We start from the raw sequence: 20,873 nt of genomic DNA, 5'->3' as shown, positions 1-20,873 counted from the left end.
GCCATTCTAGCCGATCACGCGGGCAGCGCTTGATCCATGGCAAGCCTTGCTACGGATGACTCAAGGACAATCCGCCCCCGGCGGGAATTTCTGTGCCGCGTCTGTGCCCAATCCGCTAGTCTTGCTGAATCCTGGAAGGAGCCGTCCCTATGTTCGAATCCGCTGAAATCGGTCACGCCATCGACAAAGAAACCTACGACGCCGCCGTACCCGCGCTGCGTGAAGCACTGCTGGAAGTCCAGTTCGAGTTGCAGCAGCAAAAGCGTTTTCCGGTGATCATTTTGATCAACGGCATCGAAGGCGCCGGCAAGGGCGAGACGGTAAAGCTGCTCAACGAATGGATGGACCCGCGCCTGATCGAAGTGCGTACCTTCGACCAGCAGACCGACGAAGAACTGGCGCGACCACCGGCCTGGCGTTACTGGCGGATGCTGCCGGCCAAGGGGCGCATGGGGATTTTCTTCGGTAACTGGTACAGCCAGATGCTGCAGGGCCGGGTGCACGGTTTGTTCAAGGATCCGCGACTGGATCAGGCCATCGCCGGTGCCGAGCGTCTGGAAAAGATGCTGTGTGATGAAGGCGCACTGATCTTCAAGTTCTGGTTCCACCTGTCCAAGAAACAGATGAAGGCGCGGCTCAAGGCGTTGGCCGACGACCCGCTGCACAGCTGGCGGATCAGCCCGCTGGACTGGCAGCAGTCGGAAACCTACGACAAGTTCGTCAAATACGGCGAGCGCGTGTTGCGCCGCACCAGCCGCGACTACGCACCCTGGCATGTCATCGAAGGGGTGGACGCGCATTACCGCAGCCTGACCGTGGGCAAGATCCTGCTCGAAGGCCTGCAAAATGCGCTGAAACGTCCGGACGTGCATTCGAACGCTGTCAGTGCCCAGCCACTGGGCACATCGGTGGATCAGTTGAACCTGCTCGACAGCCTCAACCTGAACCAGAACCTGGACAAGAAGGATTACGAAGAGCAACTGATCACCGAGCAGGCTCGCCTGTCCGGGCTGATGCGTGACAAGCGCATGCGCCGTCACGCGCTGGTGGCGGTGTTCGAAGGCAACGATGCGGCGGGCAAGGGCGGGGCCATCCGCCGGGTCGCGGCGGCGCTCGATCCGCGTCAGTACAACATCGTGCCGATTGCCGCGCCGACCGAAGAGGAGCGGGCGCAACCGTATCTGTGGCGTTTCTGGCGGCACATTCCGGCCCGGGGCAAGTTCACCGTGTTCGACCGCTCGTGGTATGGCCGGGTGCTGGTAGAGCGCATAGAAGGCTTTTGCAGCACGGCCGACTGGATGCGTGCCTACGGTGAAATCAACGACTTCGAAGAGCAACTGGCCGATGCCGGGGTGATCGTGGTCAAGTTCTGGCTGGCCATCGACAAGGACACGCAGATGGAGCGTTTCCAGGCCCGTGAGGAGATCCCGTTCAAGCGCTTCAAGATCACCGAGGACGACTGGCGCAACCGCGACAAGTGGGACGCCTACCGTGCGGCGGTGGGGGACATGGTCGACCGCACCAGCACCGAAATCTCGCCGTGGACACTGGTCGAGGCCAATGACAAGCGCTGGGCCCGGGTCAAGGTGCTGCGCACGATCAATCGCGCGCTGGAAGAAGCCTTCGAGAAATCCGACAAGAAGGAAAAGAAGCACAAGGACTGAACGATGGGCACGCATACGCGAGGTGAATGATTGTCGCGGTCGGTGATTGGGTGGACTTATGCTCGGTCCACTCTCAACCGACTACAACAATGAGGTATGCCATGCGTGAAGTGGTGATCGTCGACAGCGTGCGGACCGGCCTGGCCAAGTCCTTTCGCGGCAAGTTCAACCAGACCCGCCCCGATGACATGGCGGCCCATTGCGTGAATGCCTTGCTGTCGCGCAACGACGTCGATCCGGCCAGCGTCGAGGACTGCATCGTCGGTGCCGGTTCCAACGAAGGCGCCCAGGGCTACAACATCGGCCGTAACGTGGCGGTGCTCTCGCAACTGGGCACCGGCACGGCGGGCATGACCCTCAACCGTTTCTGCTCTTCGGGTCTGCAGGCGATTGCGATTGCCGCCAACCAGATCGCTTCGGGTTGCAGCGATATCATCGTCGCCGGCGGTGTCGAGTCGATCAGCCTGACCCTGAAAAGCGTCAACACCGATCATCTGATCAACCCGTTGCTCAAGCAGCAGACCCCGGGCATCTACTACACCATGGGTCAGACCGCCGAAGTGGTGGCGCGTCGTTATGGCGTCAGTCGCGAAGCGCAGGATCGTTACTCGCTGCAAAGTCAGATCCGCACCGCTCAGGCGCAGGCAGCAGGCCTGTTCAATGATGAAATCGTACCGATGGCGGTGAAATACCGGGTCGAGGACAAGAACAGCGGAGAAGTGCAGATCCTCGACGGCATCGTCGATCGCGATGACTGTAATCGCCCGGATACCACCTATGAAAGCCTTGCCGGATTGAAACCGGTGTTCGCCGAGGACGGTTCGGTGACTGCCGGCAACTCGTCGCAGTTGTCCGACGGCGCCTCGATGACGCTGGTGATGAGCCTGGAAAAAGCCCTGCAACTGGGGCTCAAGCCAAAGGCGTTTTTCCGCGGTTTTACAGTCGCCGGTTGCGAGCCGGACGAGATGGGCATCGGCCCGGTGTTCTCGGTGCCGAAGCTGCTCAAGGCCAAAGGTTTGCAGGTCGCGGACATCGACTTGTGGGAATTGAACGAAGCGTTCGCCTCGCAGTGCCTGTACGCCCGTGATCGGCTGGAAATCGACAACGAAAAATACAACGTCAACGGTGGCTCGATTTCCATCGGTCACCCGTTCGGCATGACCGGTTCGCGACAGGTCGGGCATCTGGTGCGTGAGTTGCAACGACGCAATCTGCGCTACGGGATTGTCACCATGTGCGTGGGCGGCGGGATGGGCGCGACCGGGTTGTTTGAGGCCGTGCGCTAAGTCCGGCTGTCGGAATCCAGCAATTGCATCCGCGCGATGTACGCGCGGATTTCCTGCTCGACTTTCTCGGGGCTGTCGAACGGCCCTTCGAGGGTGTTCTCCCGGGTGCTGAAAAACAGTTCGCCATTGACCCGGCACACCCGGTCGCTGCGAAAGTGCGTGGCGGGGGCGGTGTCCTGGGCGCGCATTCCGAACATGATCGATCTCCTTGAGCGCTGCGCTGGATGGGATCCAAAGAGCTTATGCCTGAACCACTTGCAGCGCTTCGCCAGCCGATCAACGGCAACACGTCAATTTAATGCTGCGACCTGCACAGTTTCATTTGCGGCTTGAGCGCAACTGTCCCTGTGTCGCGCTTGCCGCTGCGCCTAGAATGAGCGCTCCTGTCATTGGCTTTCGGGGTTCTCATGCACGTTTCATCGGGTCGTTGGGTGTACGGCATGTTCCTGGCCTTGTTGACCGCGTTCTTGTGGGGAATCCTGCCGATCAAGCTCAAACAGGTGCTGCAGGTGATGGACCCGATCACGGTAACCTGGTTTCGCCTGACGGTGTCCGGCGGCTGCCTGTTCATTTATCTGGCGGCCACAAAGCGTTTGCCGAATCGCAAGGTGCTCGGGCCGAAGGGCGGCTGGCTGGTGCTGATGGCGGTGCTCGGTCTGGTGGGCAATTACGTGCTGTACCTGATGGGCCTGAACCTGCTTAGCCCCGGCACCGCGCAACTGGTGGTGCAGATGGGGCCGATCATGTTGCTGATCGCCAGTCTGTTCGTGTTCAAGGAGCGCTTCAGCATTGGTCAGGGCATGGGGCTGGCGGTGCTGTTGATCGGTTTTGCGTTGTTCTTCAATCAGCGTCTGGCGGAATTGCTCACGTCGTTGTCCGACTACACCGCCGGCGTGTTGCTGGTGCTGCTGGCCTCGACCGTCTGGACGTTCTATGCGCTAGGGCAGAAGCAATTGTTGACGGTATGGAATTCGCTGCAGGTGATGATGGTGATCTACCTGTTCTGCGCCTTGCTGCTGACGCCGTGGGTGCATCCGCTCGAAGCGCTGGAGTTGAGCCCGCTGCAGGGCTGGCTGCTGCTGGCGTGCTGTATGAACACCCTGATCGCCTACGGCGCGTTTGCCGAAGCACTGGCGCATTGGGAGGCCTCGCGGGTCAGCGCAACGTTGGCGATTACGCCGCTGGTGACGTTCGCAGCGGTGGCGGTGGCGGCCGGGGTGTGGCCGGAATATGTGCATGCCGAGCAAATCAATTTGCTGGCGTATGGCGGGGCGGTGCTGGTGGTGCTGGGTTCGGCGCTGGTGGCACTGGGGCCTTCGCTGATTGCCGGGCTCAAGGCCCGGCGGATGCGTATAGCAGCAGGTTAACCGAGTCATCGTTCTTCGCGAGCAAGCCCGCTCCCACATTCGACCGCATCCTCACATGGGATTGCGATAAATGTGGGAGCGGGCTTGCTCGCGAAGACGGACTGTCAGGCGTTGAAGATCTCAGCCCTTGGCGCCGGCCTCGATCATGTTCTCCGGCCGCACCCAGGCATCGAACTCTTCATCGGTCAGATAGCCCAGTTCCAGCGCTGCCTCGCGCAAGGTTTTGCCTTCGCTGTAGGCCTTCTTGGCGATTTCCGCCGATTTGTCGTAGCCGATGTGCGGGTTCAGCGCCGTCACCAGCATCAGGCCGCGCTCCAGATGTTTCGCCATGACTTCGGCATCCGGCTCAAGCCCGGCGATGCAATGCTGCTGGAAGTTGCTGCAGCCATCGGCCAGCAGGCGGATCGATTGCAGCAGGTTGTGGATGATCACCGGTTTGAACACGTTCAACTGCAAGTGACCCTGACTGGCGGCGAAACCGATCGCCACGTCGTTGCCCAGCACCTGGCAGGCCAGCATCGACAGCGCTTCGCACTGGGTCGGGTTGACCTTGCCGGGCATGATCGAGCTGCCCGGCTCGTTGGCTGGCAACTTCACTTCGGCAAAACCTGCGCGGGGGCCGGAGCCCAGCAGGCGCAGGTCGTTGGCGATTTTCATCAGCGCCACGGCGAGGGTTTTCAGGGCACCGGACAGCGTGGTCAGCGGTTCATGGCCGGCGAGGGCGGCGAACTTGTTCGGCGCGGTGACGAACGGCAGACCGGAAAGTGCAGCCAGCTCGGCAGCAATCGCTTCACCGAAACCGTGGGGCGAGTTGAGCCCGGTGCCGACGGCGGTGCCGCCCTGGGCCAGTTCGCACACCGCTGGCAATGCGGCGCGGATCGCCCGTTCGGCGTAATCCAGCTGCGCTATGAAACCGGAGAGTTCCTGGCCGAAGGTGATCGGCGTGGCATCCATCATGTGGGTGCGACCGGTCTTCACCAGCTTCATGTGGCGCGCCGACAGCTCGGCCAGACCACCCGACAGCTCGGCAATGGCCGGCAGCAGTTGGGTCTGCACCGCTTGCGCGGTGGCGATGCTCATGGCGGTGGGGAAGCAGTCGTTGGAACTCTGCGAGCGGTTGACGTGATCGTTCGGGTGCACCGGCGTCTTGCCGCCGCGCGGGTTGCCGGCCAGTTCGTTGGCGCGGCCGGCAATCACTTCGTTGGCGTTCATGTTGCTCTGGGTGCCGCTGCCGGTCTGCCAGACCACCAGCGGGAACTGGTCGTCGTGCTGGCCGTCGAGCACTTCGTCGGCGGCCTGTTCGATCAGACGGGCGATGTCGGCGGGCAGGTCGCCGTTGCGGTCGTTGACCCGGGCCGCGGCTTTCTTGATCAGGGCCAGGGCATGCAGGACGGGCAATGGCATGCGTTCCTGACCGATGGCGAAGTTGATCAGCGAGCGTTGCGTCTGAGCGCCCCAGTAAGCGTCGTCCGGGACCTCGATCTGGCCCAGGCTGTCGGTTTCGATACGGCTCATCGTGCACACTCCTGTTGGTCTGTTTGCGCAGTTTAGGCCGGTGTCGGCCCGGGTGGTTCCCTCCAGTCGATTGTTGACCGGCAAATCCCCGCCAATCAAGCGCGGCAAGGCCCGGGGGTTGAGCCGCAGCGTTATTCAGGCGCAGAATGGTCGCCCTTGGGGTTTTACCTCGCCTAGCTGAAAAGGAAACTCGATGACTCGTCTTCGTGCCATCTGCACCGCGGTTGCCCTGGTTTGCGCCAGCGGCCAGGTGCTTGCCGATACCGCCAGCCACAACGCCAGTGCCGAAGCTTTCCTGACCCTGGCGCACGCTGACAAGCTGGGCACTCCGGTGTACATGCAAGTGCAGCAGATGTTCGCCCAGCGTTTTGAACAGACCAAGGCTCCGGAATCCAAGAAAGCCGTACTGGATACCTACCAGGCCAAGGCCAACGCCGCCCTGGACCAGGCCATTGGCTGGAACAAGCTGAAGCCGGACATGGTCAAGCTCTACACCAGCAACTTCAGCGAACAGGAGCTCAAAGACCTGGTCGCGTTCTACCAGTCGCCACTGGGCAAGAAAGTCCTGGAAAAAATGCCGCAGCTGACTCAGCAATCGGCCCAGATGACTCAGGCCAAACTGGAACCGGCCGTTCCTGTGGTCAACAAGCTGCTGGACGACATGACCAACGAGCTGGCACCGAAAGGCGCGGCTCCGGCCAAGAAGAAGTAAGCGGAGTTCGTGATGACCATGCAACAACGCATCGAATCGACGCTGGCGCTGCTTCAGCCTGAGCATCTGCAGGTGCTGGACGAAAGCCACATGCACAGTCGCGGGTTGCAGACCCACTTCAAGGCAGTGGTGGTCAGTGCGCAGTTCGAAGGCCTGAACCGGGTCAAGCGCCACCAGAAAGTCTACGGCACGCTCGGCGAGCTGATGGGCGAGTTCCATGCGTTGGCGCTGCACACCTACACCCCGCAGGAATGGGCAGAAGTGGGCGCCGCTCCGGCGTCGCCGACCTGTGCCGGCGGCAGCAAGCATCGAGCCTTGCAGCAATGAACTGAGGTTTTTTGCTAGAATCCGCAACGCGCCGCTCACCCGGCGCGTTTTTTTTCGCATCCGGTTCACCCTTTACGAGGGTAGCCACCTGGAGAAACACCCATGACACAACCGATTGTCGTGGCGGCACTGTACAAGTTCGTCACCCTCGAAGATTACGTCAACCTGCGCGAGCCCCTGCTGCAAGCGATGGTCGACAACGGCATCAAAGGCACCCTGCTGATCGCCGAAGAAGGCATCAACGGCACGGTTTCCGGCAGCCGTGAAGGCATCGACGGCCTGCTGGCCTGGCTGCGCAACGATCCGCGCATGGTCGATATCGACCACAAGGAATCGTATTGCGACGAGCAGCCGTTCTACCGCACCAAGGTCAAGCTCAAGAAAGAGATCGTGACCCTGGGCGTCGAAGGCGTCGATCCGAACAAGAAGGTCGGCACCTACGTCGAGCCGCAGGACTGGAACGCGCTGATCAGCGATCCGGAAGTGCTGCTGATCGACACCCGCAACGATTACGAAGTATCGATCGGCACCTTCGAAGGCGCCATCGATCCGAAAACCACCAGTTTTCGCGAATTCCCCGACTACATCAAAGAACACTTCGACCCGGCCGTGCACAAGAAGGTCGCGATGTTCTGCACCGGTGGCATCCGCTGCGAGAAGGCGTCGAGCTACATGCTGGGCGAAGGCTTCGAAGAGGTCTACCACCTCAAGGGCGGCATTCTGAAGTACCTCGAAGAGGTGCCGCAGGAAGAGACCAAATGGCAGGGCGACTGCTTCGTTTTCGACAACCGCGTGACCGTGCGTCATGACCTGAGCGAAGGCGACTACGATCAGTGTCATGCCTGCCGTACACCGGTCAGCGTCGAGGATCGCGCCTCCGAGCATTACGTGGCCGGCATCAGCTGCCCGCATTGCTGGAACAGCCTGAGCGAGAAGACCCGCCGCAGCGCCATCGACCGCCAGAAACAGATCGAACTGGCAAAAGCGCGCAACATGCCGCACCCGATCGGCTACAACTATAAGCAAGCATCCTCCGAGGCTTAATCATGTCTGCACGCCTGCTCTATGTGATGGATCCGATGTGTTCGTGGTGCTGGGGATTTGCCCCGGTCGCCAAGGCATTGGTGGAGCAGGCGCAGGCTGCCGGGGTGGAACTGCACCTGGTGGTTGGCGGGTTGCGCACCGGTAGTGGCGCGGCGCTGGAGCCGACCACCCGGCGCTATATCTTCGAACACTGGCAGGCCGTCGCCGAAGCCACCGGCCAGCCGTTCAAGTTCGAAGGTGCGTTGCCCGAGGGCTTTGTCTATGACACCGAGCCTGCCTGCCGCGCCATCGTCACGGCGCGTTCTCTGGCACCGGATTGTGCATGGACGCTGCTGGGGCTGATCCAGCACGCGTTCTACGTCGAGGGTCGCGATGTCACCCGCGCCGACGTGCTGGTGGAACTGGCCGAAAAGGCCGGCGTGCCACGTATCGAATTCGCTGCGTTGTTCGATCGTGCTGATCAGCACGAGGCCACATTGGCCGATTTCAACTGGGTTCAGGATCTGGGCATCGCCGGATTCCCGACCCTGCTCGCCGAACGCAATGGCCAACTGGCGTTGCTGACCAACGGCTACCAGCCGCTCAGTGAACTGTCACCGTTGCTCGGTCGATGGCTGGAGCGCGCGGCCTGTGTCTGACCCGGCCGATGACACGCCAGCCGTCAAGCGTGTCGACCGGCTGAGCTGGGCTGAAGTCCGGCGACTGGCACTTCATCACAAAAAATCCCTGTGGATCGCCAACGGCGTGGCCGTACTGGCGACGCTGTGCAGCGTGCCGATTCCGTTGCTGCTGCCGTTGCTGGTGGACGAAGTCCTGCTCGGCCACGGCGATGCGGCGCTGAAAGTCATGAATCATGTGCTGCCCTCGATGTGGCAGCAGGCGGCGGGCTACATCGGCCTGATGCTGGTGGTGACCCTGACCCTGCGTTGCAGTGCCCTGTGTTTTGGCGTGTTGCAGGCGCGGTTGTTTGCGCGGCTGGCCAAGGACATCGTCTATCGCATTCGCGTGCGGCTGATCGAGCGTCTGAAACGGATCTCCTTGGGCGAATACGAAAGCCTGGGCAGCGGCACGGTCACCACGCACCTGGTCACCGACCTCGACACCCTCGACAAGTTTGTCGGCGAAACCCTCAGCCGTTTTCTGGTGGCGATGCTGACCCTGGTCGGCACCGCCAGCATCCTGATGTGGATGCACTGGAAACTGGCGCTGCTGATCCTGCTGTTCAATCCGCTGGTGATCTACGCCACGGTGCAGTTGGGCAAACGGGTCAAGCACCTGAAGAAACTGGAGAACGACAGCACCTCACGCTTCACTCAGGCCTTGAGCGAAACCCTCGATGCGATTCAGGAAGTGCGCGCCGGCAACCGTCAGGGCTTCTTCCTCGGGCGCCTCGGCCTGCGGGCTCAGGAAGTGCGCAACTACGCGGTCAACTCGCAGTGGAAGACCGACGCCTCGAACCGGGCTAGCGGTCTGTTGTTCCAGTTCGGCATCGACATTTTCCGCGCGGCGGCCATGTTGACGGTGCTGTTCTCCGACTTGTCGATCGGCCAGATGCTCGCGGTGTTCAGCTACCTGTGGTTCATGATCGGCCCGGTCGAACAACTGCTGAACCTGCAATACGCCTATTACGCCGCCGGCGGCGCGCTGAGCCGGATCAACGAGCTGCTGGCCCGCGCCGACGAGCCGCAATACCCCGGCGGCGTCGACCCGTTCAAGGGCCGCGATACCGTCGGGATCGAGGTGCAAGGCCTGAGCTTTGGTTATGGTGATGAACTGGTACTGGACCAGATGAACCTGTCCATCGCACCGGGCGAGAAAGTGGCGATTGTCGGCGCCAGCGGCGGCGGCAAAAGTACCCTTGTGCAATTACTGCTGGGGCTCTACACGCCTCTGGCCGGGACGATCCGTTTCGGCGGCTCTACCCAGCAGGAAATCGGCCTGGAAACAGTTCGGGAAAATGTCGCGGTGGTGCTGCAGCATCCGGCGCTGTTCAACGACACCGTGCGCGCCAACCTGACCATGGGCCGTACCCGCAGCGACGACGCCTGCTGGCAGGCGCTGGAAATCGCCCAGCTCGAACCCGCCATCCGCGCCCTGCCGGACGGGCTGGACAGCATCGTCGGCCGCTCCGGCGTGCGCCTGTCCGGCGGCCAGCGGCAACGGTTGGCGATTGCGCGGATGATCCTCGCCGAGCCGAAAGTGGTGATCCTCGACGAAGCCACCTCGGCCCTCGACGCCGCCACCGAATACAACCTGCACCAGGCCATGGCGCGGTTCCTCCATGGCCGCACCACGCTGATCATTGCCCACCGCCTGTCAGCAGTGAAGCAGGCAGACCGGGTGCTGGTGTTCGACGGCGGGCAAGTGGCCGAGGATGGCGACCATCAGCAACTGATTGCTGATGGTGGTTTGTACGCCAAGCTGTATGGGCATTTGCAGCGGATGTAGGTCATTTCCATAAAACCTGCAACGCATCGGCTTCACCTCTATGACCAAATTCCTTCATGACCAGTGAGCACGATTCGCAGGGCGGCATCGTGGTAGCGACGTCCACCGATTTCAGCTCAAGCGGATCGGTGTATTTCTCGCGAATCACGCGTATCAGCTTGCTTTCGCTGTCCAGAGAGGTCGGTCGGGCCGCCAGTGTGGGTGTGTAGGTATCGATGTTCTTGATAGTCAGCGGGACGGCTGCCAGGCGCCCTTTATCGGTCAACTCCAGGTTCGTCTTGCCAACAGTCAGGCTGAAGTCGACGTTGACGTAGGTCGTGTCGCCGACCTTCACATGATTGGCGCCCAGGTGCCGAAACAGGGGCAGGTGTTTTGTTGTGCCATGAGCACCGGAAACACTGACGTACACTTCTCGTACGCCTTTTGCGGTGATGACTTCGGCATAGGCAATGTTGCGGGCATTGTCTGTACGGTCAAATCGGCTTAGCAGTTTTTGCAGTTTTTGCATTGTGTCTTCGATGCGCAGTGACGCGTTGGCAGCGGGTGGCTTGATCGTCGGTGAGAGAAACAGGGTGTCGAAAATTTCCGCTGTCCGCTGCCGCAAAACCTCAGGAGCGTCCTTGCTTCGTGCCCACGTGGTGGCACCTTCGGCACGCTTCGCTACGATCATTCGCGTCGAGTGGTCGAACATCAGTGCTTCACCGGGGCTGGTGTCTACCTTCAGCCATTTCATGCCGGCAGGCGGATTGGCGTTCGTGCCGAGTGGAATGGCGATTTCCTCCATGGTTTTCAAGGCGCGCTCTACCTCTGGAACCGTGTGGATCCGTGCCGTGTTGTTGGCATTGAGCGACCCGGTATAAACCGTCTTCAGTTCCTCAGCCAGTCCTACAGGCAGGGTTTGTGCCTTGCGTAAAACCAGAGGATCGGCAAGAGCCTGTCCGGGCAGGCGTTCGGCGACGTAAAAATCCCCGGCGTTGAGGCGGGTGAATACATAGTGCTTCGAGTCATCTTTCGCGGGAACGATGATTGCTCCGACTTCAAGCGTATCGAGCTTTTTTGAGCGATCGTAGGGCAGGCGAACCTTGATGCGCGCATAAATCCCCTTTTGAAACTCCAATGATGCATTGAGTTGCTTGTAGGTCTTGATGGCGCTTTTCAGTAATGGCCGAGATGGGATGGCCGGCGTGTAAATGGTATCGCCGAACCAAGGCGCCCATCCCTTGCTTGTGTCTTGACTGTTCGGGAGAGGCGTCGGCGCTGGTGCCCGGGTGACATAGCTCGTTTTGCAAACATCGCTACCCGGTGTTCGTCGCACCCGGCAAGGTATGGATTTGAACATCGACGTTCCATCGATCAGGTCGGCGCGGCGCAATTGATCGCCATCCAGTCGATAAGGGATGTCATCAATCAACAGCGTGGTTCGACCATCGACCTCCAGCACTTCACGAATGTGTGCGCTTTCCGGGATCTCGGCGAGCACGTGGGATTCAGAGGGTGGCAAGGTCTTGAAGGTGGATTGGCCGTGGATCAGGTTTCCAGGGTTGTTGCTCAGACGCGGGCCATAGGGCAGAGACGTGGCAGGATCGACAAGGTGGAACCGACTCAGGTCTGTCGGACTGGTGTTGCGTATCAGGATGTCGTCTACGCCGTTGATGCTTGCCATTTGATCGCCGTGGGTCAGTGGTTTCCAGCGTCCGGGGTCTATGGCCTGTGGCATGTTGCGAATCAGACGGTAGTTGTCGACTTGCCCGGTCAGTCGTCGGATCCCTCCGAGACCCAGCCGGCCTGCAGCAAGCAACCCTTTGCCGCTGCCTAGGGCAACTGACTTCGCCAGTTTCGGGATGCCATCCAGCGGGTTGAGGTTTTTCAGTGAGGAAGTTATCAGCTTGCGCGACAGGGTCGTGAAAGATGGAAGGCTGGCTTTGACCACTATGCCTGTGACGCTGGCGCCGGCCCGGGCCAGTCGCACCGAGCCCGAGATGAACTTGCCTACAGGGAAGAGGAAAGACGCCAGATCGAGGAGTAATCCCAAAGCGCCCATGACTTTTTTCCCGGTTCCCTCCGACGAGAGATCGTCAATGCTGCCCCAGAACGGTACGAAGCTCTTCACGATTGTTTCGAGCACTGCAAGCCGTTTCTCGATTTTTGCCCGGGTGATATCGAAGGTCGTCATGCCGCGGGCCTGAATGCGCAGATGCTTTTCATCGACGTAAAGAAAATGCGTGGCGATGTGGTCTGCCAGTGCAACCAGTCGGGAGGATTCCAGGCCTGTTCCCGCCGCGTCATTAGCGGCCGAGTCCCGAGATATACGGGCCACGACATCGAGGAATCCTATGTAGTACTGCCGAGCGGCAGGGGTGGAGCCTCTGGCATGAGCATCCCAGTCGAGCAGTAGCGACGTGCTGTGTTTGCTTGAAAAGGTTTGTCCGGGGATGACCGCATGCAGCGGAAACTCGGTGAACACTCCATTTATGGTCGAAAACCTCAGCCCGGTTCTCTGACGAATGAAACCGGCGCTCGGGATGACCTCGTAATAGCTGAACTGGCCTTCCAGTAATACCTTCAGTACGAAGCCTTTCCTCGCCAGAGGTTCTGTATGAATGCCCGGTCTTGTTTTTGCGCGCAGTCCCAGCACCTCTACATCACCTTGTTCCAGCGTCCGGCGATCAGCCTGCGGCAGGGATACCAACAAACTGAGAACCAAGGTCTTGTACGCAGATCTGATGGTGCTCAGGTGCTTGTCGAACGCCGATGCAAACTCCGCGTTGACATCCGGGAGCGGTTTGCCGGAAAGGTTGCGGACGGTCCCGCCGGAAAATATCCGCCGATAGGTACCGTCTATTTCGCGTTCCGAGTAAAAATACCGGTTTTTGTCCACGCGAAACGCTTCGAAGGTCCGCGTTTTTCCATCTGGCTCGGTGAAAAACCATCGATTGCCATCATCGAATTGCCCATCGGCAAAGAGATCCAGAAACCCGTACCCTTCCCGTTTCAGTGACGGCATGTCTCTGTGCCCCAGAGTGGCCGGCGGATCGTCCCGCAGGAGTTTGCGTCCGTCCGTCCCCAGTACATGGGTGCCCAGGGCATCTTCTTTCATACGCTTGGCCATCTGCAATCTGTCCGGCGGGCGCAGCTCCAGGGATTGCACGGCCTTGTTCAGGCTTTCGCTCTGGCGTTCCAGTGCCGCGATGGCTCGTTCGATTTCCTCCTCGGTGTAGTCGGATGCCACTCGTGGCTGAACGATGCCCATGCAGACTGCCCAGTCGAGTGCCGGACTCAGTCTCAGTCGCGTAATTTTTTCAAGTTCCTCGGTTGAAGCGTTGGTGCTGCGCTCCAGAGGCAGATTGACGAGCTGTTGAAAGGAAAGCGGCTGCAGTCGATCAAGGCCAAGTTCGTCAGCCAGCAGCACGCCGTGCATGAAATTGACCCACACCATCGAGCTCTTGTAGCGAAGATCAGACGGAATGTCGCCCACGGTGAAATCCTTTGACTCGCGGGTGTACAGCACATGGGCCAGCACGATTGCTTCTTTGCTATCGGCGGCGCGCCGAGCTTTCAGCAAATGCTGTTCGAAAGCACTGCGCAGGGTCTGGTAGCTTTTGCCCCAGTGTGCAGGGTCTTGCCAACTGAAACCTTCGAGCGCATCCGGGTGATCGACCGAAGGTGCCCGCACGTAGAGACGGATGGCTTTACACAAGAGTTGATAGCGGATGGACGCTGGAGTCTGTTCGCCGGGGTTTGCACCGTACCACTTGAGTTGTTTCAACAGTTGCTCGGTCAGAGCCGTTGCCTGGGTCGAGTCGAGTATTTTCTGCAGCCATACCGACGGTGTCGCGCGCAGTTGCTCGACGGAAGCGCTCGAAAGGGTGGCGGCGCCCAGATGCTTTATCAACGTGGACTGGCCGCTCATGAAGGTCGTTACGGTGTCGACGATCCGCGTATCGGAGATTTTTGCCATATACATTTGCATGGACATGGATAGCGCAAGCTCAGGTGATGCGCGTTCGAGCGCCTTGTAGCTTTTCTTTTCCCGTGCGTCGGGCTCGGGAACCAGGTCTTCGATGTCGGGGCCCAGATCAAGTCCCAATGCCTGTCTGGCACGAAACTCCTGGGTGTCCGGTGTGTCGGTTGTAGCGAGAGAAGTCGATGTCATGAAGCACTCCGCGAGAACGATTTCCTGCCCTGAAAGGGGGGAACTGGAGTGCCAGTAAAACGTCGCCAGCCACTTGTCCGGCGTTACATATGTATAACCCTGCGTTTGTACTGAATCAGGGCTGATCCGTCGCTTGCCGGAACCCCGAACGCCTCCTAGTCTTTGGAGGTTGGTCTGATAGAGACGGGCGATCAGGCAGTGACCACGCAAGGAATCCAATGAAACAAAAGCGGACTCTCGGAACGCCACGGCTGTTGGGCATCGTCTGGCCGTTCATCGCCGTCGTGTTGTTTCAAGCCTTGCTGGGAGGCGTGAGTCTTTACGTCCTGTCGGCCGTTCGCGGGTATGTGGCGGGGGAGAGCCTCTGGTCCAAGGGCCAGAAAGACGCGATCTATTACCTCAATTTGTATGCCGACAGCCGTGACGAGGCGATTTATCTCAAATACCAGAACGCGATTGCCGTGCCTCAGGGCGGCCATCAGTTGCGCCTGGCCCTGGACAAGCAACCACCCGACCTGCAAGCGGCCCGCGAGGGCATCCTCAAGGGCGGCAACCACCCGGACGATGTCTCCAGCCTGATCTGGCTGTACCTGAACTTCCGCCACTTCAGCTATCTGGAAACCGCCATCGACCGCTGGACACTGGGCGACGCCTATCTGGTGGAGCTCGATGACGTGGCGCAGGAGATGCACCGGCGGATCACGGCCAATGCCGCCACCGATGCCGATATCCGGCGCTGGAAGGACCGGATTTTTGCGATCAACGATGGTGTGACACCCGCCGCCAAGGCGTTCAGCGATGCCTTGGGCGAAGGCTCGCGGGTAATCCTGCGTCTGTTGCTGTTCACCAACCTAGCCACGGCGCTGGGCCTGATCGTCCTGGCGCTGTTGCGCACCCGCAAACTGCTCAAGCAGCGGCATGCCTTTGCCGAAGCCCTGCAACTGGAAAAGGACCGGGCCCATATCACCTTGCAGTCAATTGGCGACGGGGTGATCACCACCGATGTGAGCGGTGCGATCGAATACATGAACCCGGCCGCCGAGGCCTTGACCCACTGGAAGGCTGAGCAGGCAGCGGGTCTGCCGCTGGCGGCGTTGTTTAATCTGCTGGATGACAACGCCCAGACCGAAGGGCTGACGCTGATCGAACACATTCTCAGCGGCCAGCTCAGCGGTGGCAGCGAGCATTCCAAGCTGATTCAGCGCCTGGACGGCAGCACGGTATCGGTGACGCTGGTGGGAGCGCCGATCCGCAATGCGGGCAAGGTCAGCGGGACGGTGCTGGTGCTGCATGACATGACCCAGGAGCGGCAATACATCGCCAACCTGTCGTGGCAGGCCACCCACGACGCGTTGACCGGCCTGGCCAACCGCCGCGAGTTCGAATATCGCCTCGAGCAAGCCTTGCACAACCTGACCCGGCAGCCCGGGCGGCATGCGCTGATGTTCCTCGATCTCGATCAGTTCAAACTGGTCAACGACACCTGCGGGCATGCGGCGGGCGATGAGTTGCTGCGGCATATCTGTGCGTTGCTGCAATCCGGCCTGCGCGAGGGCGACACGCTGGCGCGGCTGGGGGGGGATGAGTTCGGCATTCTGCTGGAGAACTGCGCGCCGGAGGCGGCCGAGAAAATCGCCGAAGGGCTGCGTCAGACGGTGCAGAATCTGCATTTCGTGTGGAAGGGGCGACCGTTCCTGACCACCGTCAGCATTGGGCTGGTGCATGTCGCGCAAACCCCGACCACCCTCGAGGCCTCGCTGCGGGCGGCGGACATGGCCTGCTACATGGCCAAGGAAAAGGGCCGCAACCGGGTGCAGGTCTACCATGCCGACGACTCGGAGCTGTCCTTGCGTTTCGGTGAGATGGCCTGGGTGCAGCGCCTGCACATGGCCCTGGAGGAAAACCGCTTCTGTCTCTATGCCCAGGAAATCGCCCCGTTGGGTTCGGTGGCCGGTGGCGCGGGCGGGCACATCGAAATTCTGCTGCGCCTGCATGACGAGGCAGGGCGGATGATTCTGCCGGACAGTTTCATACCGGCAGCCGAGCGTTATGGTTTGATGACTTCGCTGGATCGTTGGGTTGTGCAGAATGTATTTAAGGTCATTGCTCAATGTATTAACGAAGAGTGCGAACAGCCTCTGGCAATGTGTGCGATTAATCTTTCAGGCATTACTATCGGAGATGACGCGTTCTTGCACTTTCTGCGGGAACAGTTTGATAACTATTCCGTGCCTCCTGAAATGATTTGTTTTGAAATTACAGAAACCAGCGCCATTGCAAATCTTGGCAGTGCCATCCGATTTATTAATGAACTCAAAGGCTTGGGTTGTTACTTCTCGCTGGATGATTTTTGTGCCGGAATGTCTTCATTCGCTTATTTGAAACATTTGCCTGTAGACTTCCTGAAGATCGACGGGAGTTTCGTAAAGGATATGCTGGACGACCCGATTAACCGCGCTATGGTCGAAGTGATCAACCACATCGGGCATGTCATGGGTAAGCAGACAATTGCGGAGTTTGTCGAAACAGCCCAGATCGAGCAGGCATTGCTTGAAATCGGCGTGGATTACGCTCAGGGTTATGTCATCGAACGCCCGCAGTTGTTTACCTGCGACAGTTTGCAAAGTCGGCCCGCCAGACCGCAGCCGCTGTTGTTCAAGGCGCCTGGCACGTTCCGTTGAAGTCTCTTGCCGATCCTTACAATCACAAATCAAAAGGAGCCGAACAGTGATCGACACATTCAACCGAACCGGACCACTCATGGAAGCTGCAAGTTATCCTGCCTGGGCACAACAGTTGATCCAGGATTGCAGCGAGAGCAAACGCCGGGTTGTCGAACATGAACTTTACCTGCGCATGCGTGATAACAAGCTCAGCGCCAGGACCATGCGCCAGTACCTCATCGGGGGCTGGCCCGTCGTTGAGCAATTTGCGTTGTACATGGCGCAGAATCTCACCAAGACCAAGTTCGCCCGTCACCCGGGCGAAGACATGGCGCGGCGTTGGCTGATGCGCAACATCCGCGTCGAACTCAATCACGCCGATTACTGGTTGAACTGGAGCCGGGCCCACGGTGTGAGCCTGGAAGACCTGCAGGCGCAGCAAGTGCCGCCGGAGTTGCACGCCCTGAGTCACTGGTGCTGGCACACCAGTTCGGCGGATTCGCTGATCGTGGCCATTGCCGCCACCAACTATGCGATCGAAGGCGCGACCGGGGAGTGGTCGGCGCTGGTCTGTTCGACAGGTGTGTACGCCGCCGCTTTCCCTGAAGAAGACCGAAAGCGGGCGATGAAGTGGCTGAAGATGCACGCCCAGTACGATGATGCCCATCCATGGGAGGCACTGGAAATCATCTGCACCCTGGCCGGTATGAATCCGAGCCGTGCGCTGCAGACGGAGCTGCGCCAGGCTGTGTGCAAGAGCTATGACTACATGTACCTGTTCCTTGAGCGCTGCATGCAGCTGGAGCTTTCGGAGCGGGTGCTGGTCGGGCGCGAGCGGCGGGCGCTGGTCGAGAGCTAGTCCGACGACCTCAATGAAAAACGGGAGCCCATGTGCTCCCGTTTTTGTTTGGCAGAGTCAATTCAGCCGGCCATTGTCAGGCGATTGCGCCCCTCGCGCTTGGCCACGTACAGCGCGCTGTCGGCGCGGCGCAGCAGGCTGTCGGCGGACTCGCCCGGCAGCAGGGTCGAGCAGCCAAGGCTCACGGTCAATTCGATCAACTGGCCATCGGCGTAATAGTCCTGGGCCTGTGCTGCATACCGCAGGCGTTCGCCGACCATCGCGGCGGCTTCGCGGCTGGTGTTGGACAGCAGGATCAAAAATTCTTCCCCGCCATAACGAAACACCATGTCGACGTTGCGCAACTGATCCTTGATCGACGCTGCGACGGCTTTGAGCACCTCGTCGCCGGCCGTGTGACCATGGCTGTCGTTGACCTGCTTGAAATGGTCGATGTCCAGCATCAGCAATGACAGCGGTTGCAGGTGGCGACGGGACATCTCGATTTCCCGCTGCAGGGTCTGCTCCATGGCGATGCGGTTGCCGGCGCCGGTCAATGGATCGCGCAGGGCGGTCTGCGTCGCAACGCGGTAGAGCAGCGCATTGCGCATCGGGTAGAGCAGGGACGACAGGAGCGATTCCAGGTTGCCCAGTTCCTGCTCGCTGAAGCGCTGGTTGCGGCGGAACACCAGCTCGCCCATGTGCTCGCCATCGTGGCTGAGGCTGTAGCTGGCGGAGTGATGACCGCGGGCCCCGAACTCCAGGCGCAGGTCACTGCCGCTGTGCACATAGCTCAAGGCGTCGAGTGGTACCAGGCGCTGAACTTCGCGGAAAAACAGACCCAGGATGCGTTGAGGCTCAAGGCTGGTTTGCAGTTGCAGGCTCATTTGCTGGCGCAGTTGCGCCAGGCTGACAGGTCGCTGCAGCAGCGGAGGCAGCTGACCAAAGCCCAGGCGTTGCAATTTGGCACTGTCGAAGTCAATTGCAGTGGTCTGGGAGGGTGATTTCATATGGCGTGAGCCCCTAAGCAGTAAGTCTGTCTTACAGGCTGGGTGAGAGCGGCTATGGGCTGCGCGTCATACTGATCCATCAGTCCCGTAGGACATTTGGCACAAGTTTAGTCTGCCCGATGACGATTAGTCAGCTATCGAAATCAGGCCTTGCCCGACTGCCTTCACTCGGCGTGCTTTGAGGGAATGTAGAGCGAAAGTCGTGCCACTCAGTTCAGGTTTTATTAAAACCTTTGTGAATCAAAGAGTTGAATTTATAGCGTGAAATCGAGTGGTGGTAATTTGACTGAAACGGGCCTGCGCAAAGCGGCAAATGTATGCCGCGACGGGAATCCGCCGCGGCAACAAAAGCGACGTATGGCATTACTGGGCGTTGAATGCCTGACCGTTGATGCCCGTACTGTCCGGACCCATCAGGTACAGATAGACCGGCATGATCTCTTCCGGCGTCGGGTTGTTCAGCGGGTTTTCCCCCGGGTACGCCTGGGCGCGCATGCTGGTACGGGTGCCGCCCGGGTTGATGCTGTTGGAGCGTACCGGCGCCACGCCGTCGACTTCATCGGCCAGGGTTTGCATCAAACCCTCGGTGGCAAACTTGGAGACGCCATAGGCGCCCCAGTAGGCGCGTCCCTTGCGGCCGACGCTGCTGGAGGTGAACACCACCGAGGCGTCCTGCGACAGTTTGAGCAGCGGCAGCAGGGTGCTGGTCAGCATGAACATCGCATTGACGTTGACCTGCATGACGCGCATGAAATTTTCACCGGACAACTGCTCGATCGGCGTGCGCGGACCAATGATCGAGGCGTTGTGCAGCAGGCCGTCGAGGTGGCCGAACTCGGATTCGATCATCGCTGCCAGCTCATCGTATTGATGGGGCAGGGCGGTTTCGAGGTTGAACGGGATCACCGCCGGCTGCGGATGCCCGGCCGCTTCGATCTCGTCGTAGACCTGGGTCAGGTTGGCTTCGGTCTTGCCCAGCAGCAGCACGGTCGCGCCGTGGGCCGCGTAGGTTTTCGCAGCGGCGGCGCCGATGCCGCGACCGGCACCGGTGACCAGAATGACCCGATCCTTGAGCAATTCGGGGCGAGCGGAATAATCAAACATAAAAACCTCTAATCCATTAACTTCTGATCGTTCCCACGACCGGCATGGGAATGGAGCGGGCCCGAGTCAGCAACTGCACAGCGCGTTATCGATCACCTTGCGCAACTCCTGCGGATGATCCACCACCACGTCCGCGCCCCAGTGTCGAGGATTGTCGTCCGGGTGAATGTAGCCATAGGTCACGGCGGCAGTCTTGGTGCCCGCGTCACGGCCGGATTCGATATCGCGCAGATCATCGCCGACAAACAGAACGGTCGACGGATCCAGATCAAGCATCTTGCAGGCAAGGTTCAGCATCTCGGGATCCGGTTTGCTGTTCTTGACGTGATCCGGGCAGATCAGCAAGGCCGAGCGCTCGGCCAGGCCCAGTTGCTGCATGATCGGCTCGGCGAAGCGCAGCGGCTTGTTGGTGACCACGCCCCAGAGCAGATTGGCTTTCTCGATGTCGGCCAGCAATTCGCCCATGCCGTCGAACAGCTTGCTGTGCACGGCGCAGCCGGCGAGGTAGCGCTCGAGGAACTCAAGGCGCAACTCCTCGAAGCCCGGTGATTCCGGATCCATCGAAAACGTCACTGCGACCATGGCCTTGGCGCCGCCGGAGATTTCGTCGCGAATATGCTTGTCGTTCATCGGCGGCAAGCCGCGATCCGCGCGCATCGCCTGGCAAATCGCGATGAAATCCGGCGCGGTGTCGAGCAGGGTGCCGTCCATGTCGAAAAGGACTGCTCTGATGGCCATCGGC

Annotated in this window: 16 protein-coding genes; 10 read left to right on the top strand and 6 right to left on the bottom strand. The window is 60.1% G+C overall.

What is annotated here, in order from left to right:
- Positions 1 to 149 precede the first annotated feature (149 nt).
- Both pap and CAG02_RS18620 read left to right on the top strand, forming a co-directional pair.
- On the top strand, positions 150 to 1,664 hold the full coding sequence (gene pap / locus CAG02_RS18625; protein ID WP_085710838.1) for a polyphosphate:AMP phosphotransferase: 1,515 nt from the start codon (positions 150 to 152) through the stop codon (positions 1,662 to 1,664).
- Positions 1,665 to 1,765: 101 nt separating this feature from the next.
- A complete protein-coding gene (locus tag CAG02_RS18620; RefSeq protein ID WP_085710837.1) occupies positions 1,766 to 2,950 on the top strand; it encodes a thiolase family protein in 1,185 nt (394 codons plus the stop codon).
- Here the strand turns inward: CAG02_RS18620 and CAG02_RS18615 are convergent.
- Positions 2,947 to 3,147, bottom strand: coding sequence for a DUF6316 family protein (locus CAG02_RS18615; RefSeq protein WP_085710836.1), 201 nt, complete (start codon positions 3,145 to 3,147; stop codon positions 2,947 to 2,949). The genes CAG02_RS18620 and CAG02_RS18615 overlap by 4 nt on opposite strands.
- 210 nt (positions 3,148 to 3,357) lie before the next feature.
- Between CAG02_RS18615 and CAG02_RS18610 the strand changes: the two genes are divergently transcribed.
- Positions 3,358 to 4,317, top strand: a complete 960-nt coding sequence (locus CAG02_RS18610) for a DMT family transporter (protein ID WP_085710835.1) — start codon at positions 3,358 to 3,360, stop codon at positions 4,315 to 4,317.
- 120 nt (positions 4,318 to 4,437) lie between these two features.
- Here the strand turns inward: CAG02_RS18610 and CAG02_RS18605 are convergent, their stop codons facing one another.
- Entirely contained in the window at positions 4,438 to 5,832 is a 1,395-nt protein-coding gene (locus CAG02_RS18605) for a class II fumarate hydratase (RefSeq protein ID WP_085710834.1), read from the bottom strand.
- 193 nt (positions 5,833 to 6,025) lie between these two features.
- Here CAG02_RS18605 and CAG02_RS18600 point away from each other — a divergent pair, with 193 nt between their 5' ends.
- The 5 genes from CAG02_RS18600 to CAG02_RS18580 all read left to right on the top strand — a co-directional run bounded on the left by CAG02_RS18600 (position 6,026) and on the right by CAG02_RS18580 (position 10,363).
- Entirely contained in the window at positions 6,026 to 6,544 is a 519-nt protein-coding gene (locus CAG02_RS18600) for a DUF2059 domain-containing protein (RefSeq protein ID WP_085710833.1), read from the top strand.
- Positions 6,545 to 6,556: 12 nt separating this feature from the next.
- The gene (locus CAG02_RS18595; protein WP_085710832.1) at positions 6,557 to 6,871 is read left to right on the top strand and encodes a BolA family transcriptional regulator; all 315 of its coding nucleotides are present in this window, start codon (positions 6,557 to 6,559) and stop codon (positions 6,869 to 6,871) included.
- 102 nt (positions 6,872 to 6,973) lie between these two features.
- Positions 6,974 to 7,915, top strand: a complete 942-nt coding sequence (locus tag CAG02_RS18590) for a rhodanese-related sulfurtransferase (protein ID WP_085710831.1) — start codon at positions 6,974 to 6,976, stop codon at positions 7,913 to 7,915.
- A 2-nt stretch (positions 7,916 to 7,917) separates the two neighbouring features.
- Positions 7,918 to 8,553, top strand: coding sequence for a DsbA family protein (locus CAG02_RS18585; RefSeq protein WP_085710830.1), 636 nt, complete (start codon positions 7,918 to 7,920; stop codon positions 8,551 to 8,553).
- Entirely contained in the window at positions 8,546 to 10,363 is a 1,818-nt protein-coding gene (locus CAG02_RS18580; RefSeq protein WP_085710829.1) for an ABC transporter ATP-binding protein, read from the top strand. Before CAG02_RS18585 ends, CAG02_RS18580 begins: the two co-directional genes overlap by 8 nt.
- Position 10,364: 1 nt before the next feature.
- On the opposite strand, the gene CAG02_RS18575 is transcribed toward CAG02_RS18580, so the two are convergent.
- Complete coding sequence (locus CAG02_RS18575; protein ID WP_085710828.1) at positions 10,365 to 14,516, bottom strand: hypothetical protein; 4,152 nt, start codon at positions 14,514 to 14,516, stop codon at positions 10,365 to 10,367.
- A 218-nt stretch (positions 14,517 to 14,734) separates the two neighbouring features.
- On the opposite strand from CAG02_RS18575, the gene CAG02_RS18570 reads away from it, so the two are divergent.
- On the top strand, positions 14,735 to 17,197 hold the full coding sequence (locus tag CAG02_RS18570; RefSeq protein WP_085710827.1) for an EAL domain-containing protein: 2,463 nt from the start codon (positions 14,735 to 14,737) through the stop codon (positions 17,195 to 17,197).
- A 46-nt stretch (positions 17,198 to 17,243) separates the two neighbouring features.
- Entirely contained in the window at positions 17,244 to 18,038 is a 795-nt protein-coding gene (locus CAG02_RS18565) for a TenA family transcriptional regulator (protein ID WP_085710826.1), read from the top strand.
- A 62-nt stretch (positions 18,039 to 18,100) separates the two neighbouring features.
- On the opposite strand, the gene CAG02_RS18560 is transcribed toward CAG02_RS18565, so the two are convergent.
- From CAG02_RS18560 to mupP, 3 genes are all read right to left on the bottom strand, one after another.
- On the bottom strand, positions 18,101 to 19,027 hold the full coding sequence (locus CAG02_RS18560; RefSeq protein ID WP_085710825.1) for a GGDEF domain-containing protein: 927 nt from the start codon (positions 19,025 to 19,027) through the stop codon (positions 18,101 to 18,103).
- Positions 19,028 to 19,390: 363 nt separating this feature from the next.
- Positions 19,391 to 20,131, bottom strand: a complete 741-nt coding sequence (locus CAG02_RS18555) for a YciK family oxidoreductase (RefSeq protein ID WP_085710824.1) — start codon at positions 20,129 to 20,131, stop codon at positions 19,391 to 19,393.
- Positions 20,132 to 20,197: 66 nt separating this feature from the next.
- Positions 20,198 to 20,869 (bottom strand): N-acetylmuramic acid 6-phosphate phosphatase MupP, encoded by a 672-nt coding sequence (gene mupP / locus CAG02_RS18550; RefSeq protein ID WP_085710823.1) that lies wholly within the window; start codon positions 20,867 to 20,869, stop codon positions 20,198 to 20,200.
- Positions 20,870 to 20,873 lie beyond the last annotated feature (4 nt).

It is taken from the genome of Pseudomonas sp. R43(2017) (assembly GCF_002112345.1).
Lineage (GTDB): Bacteria > Pseudomonadota > Gammaproteobacteria > Pseudomonadales > Pseudomonadaceae > Aquipseudomonas > Aquipseudomonas kribbensis.
Note: the sequence above shows the minus strand (reverse complement) of the source record. Positions and strands in the feature narration are given on the sequence as shown.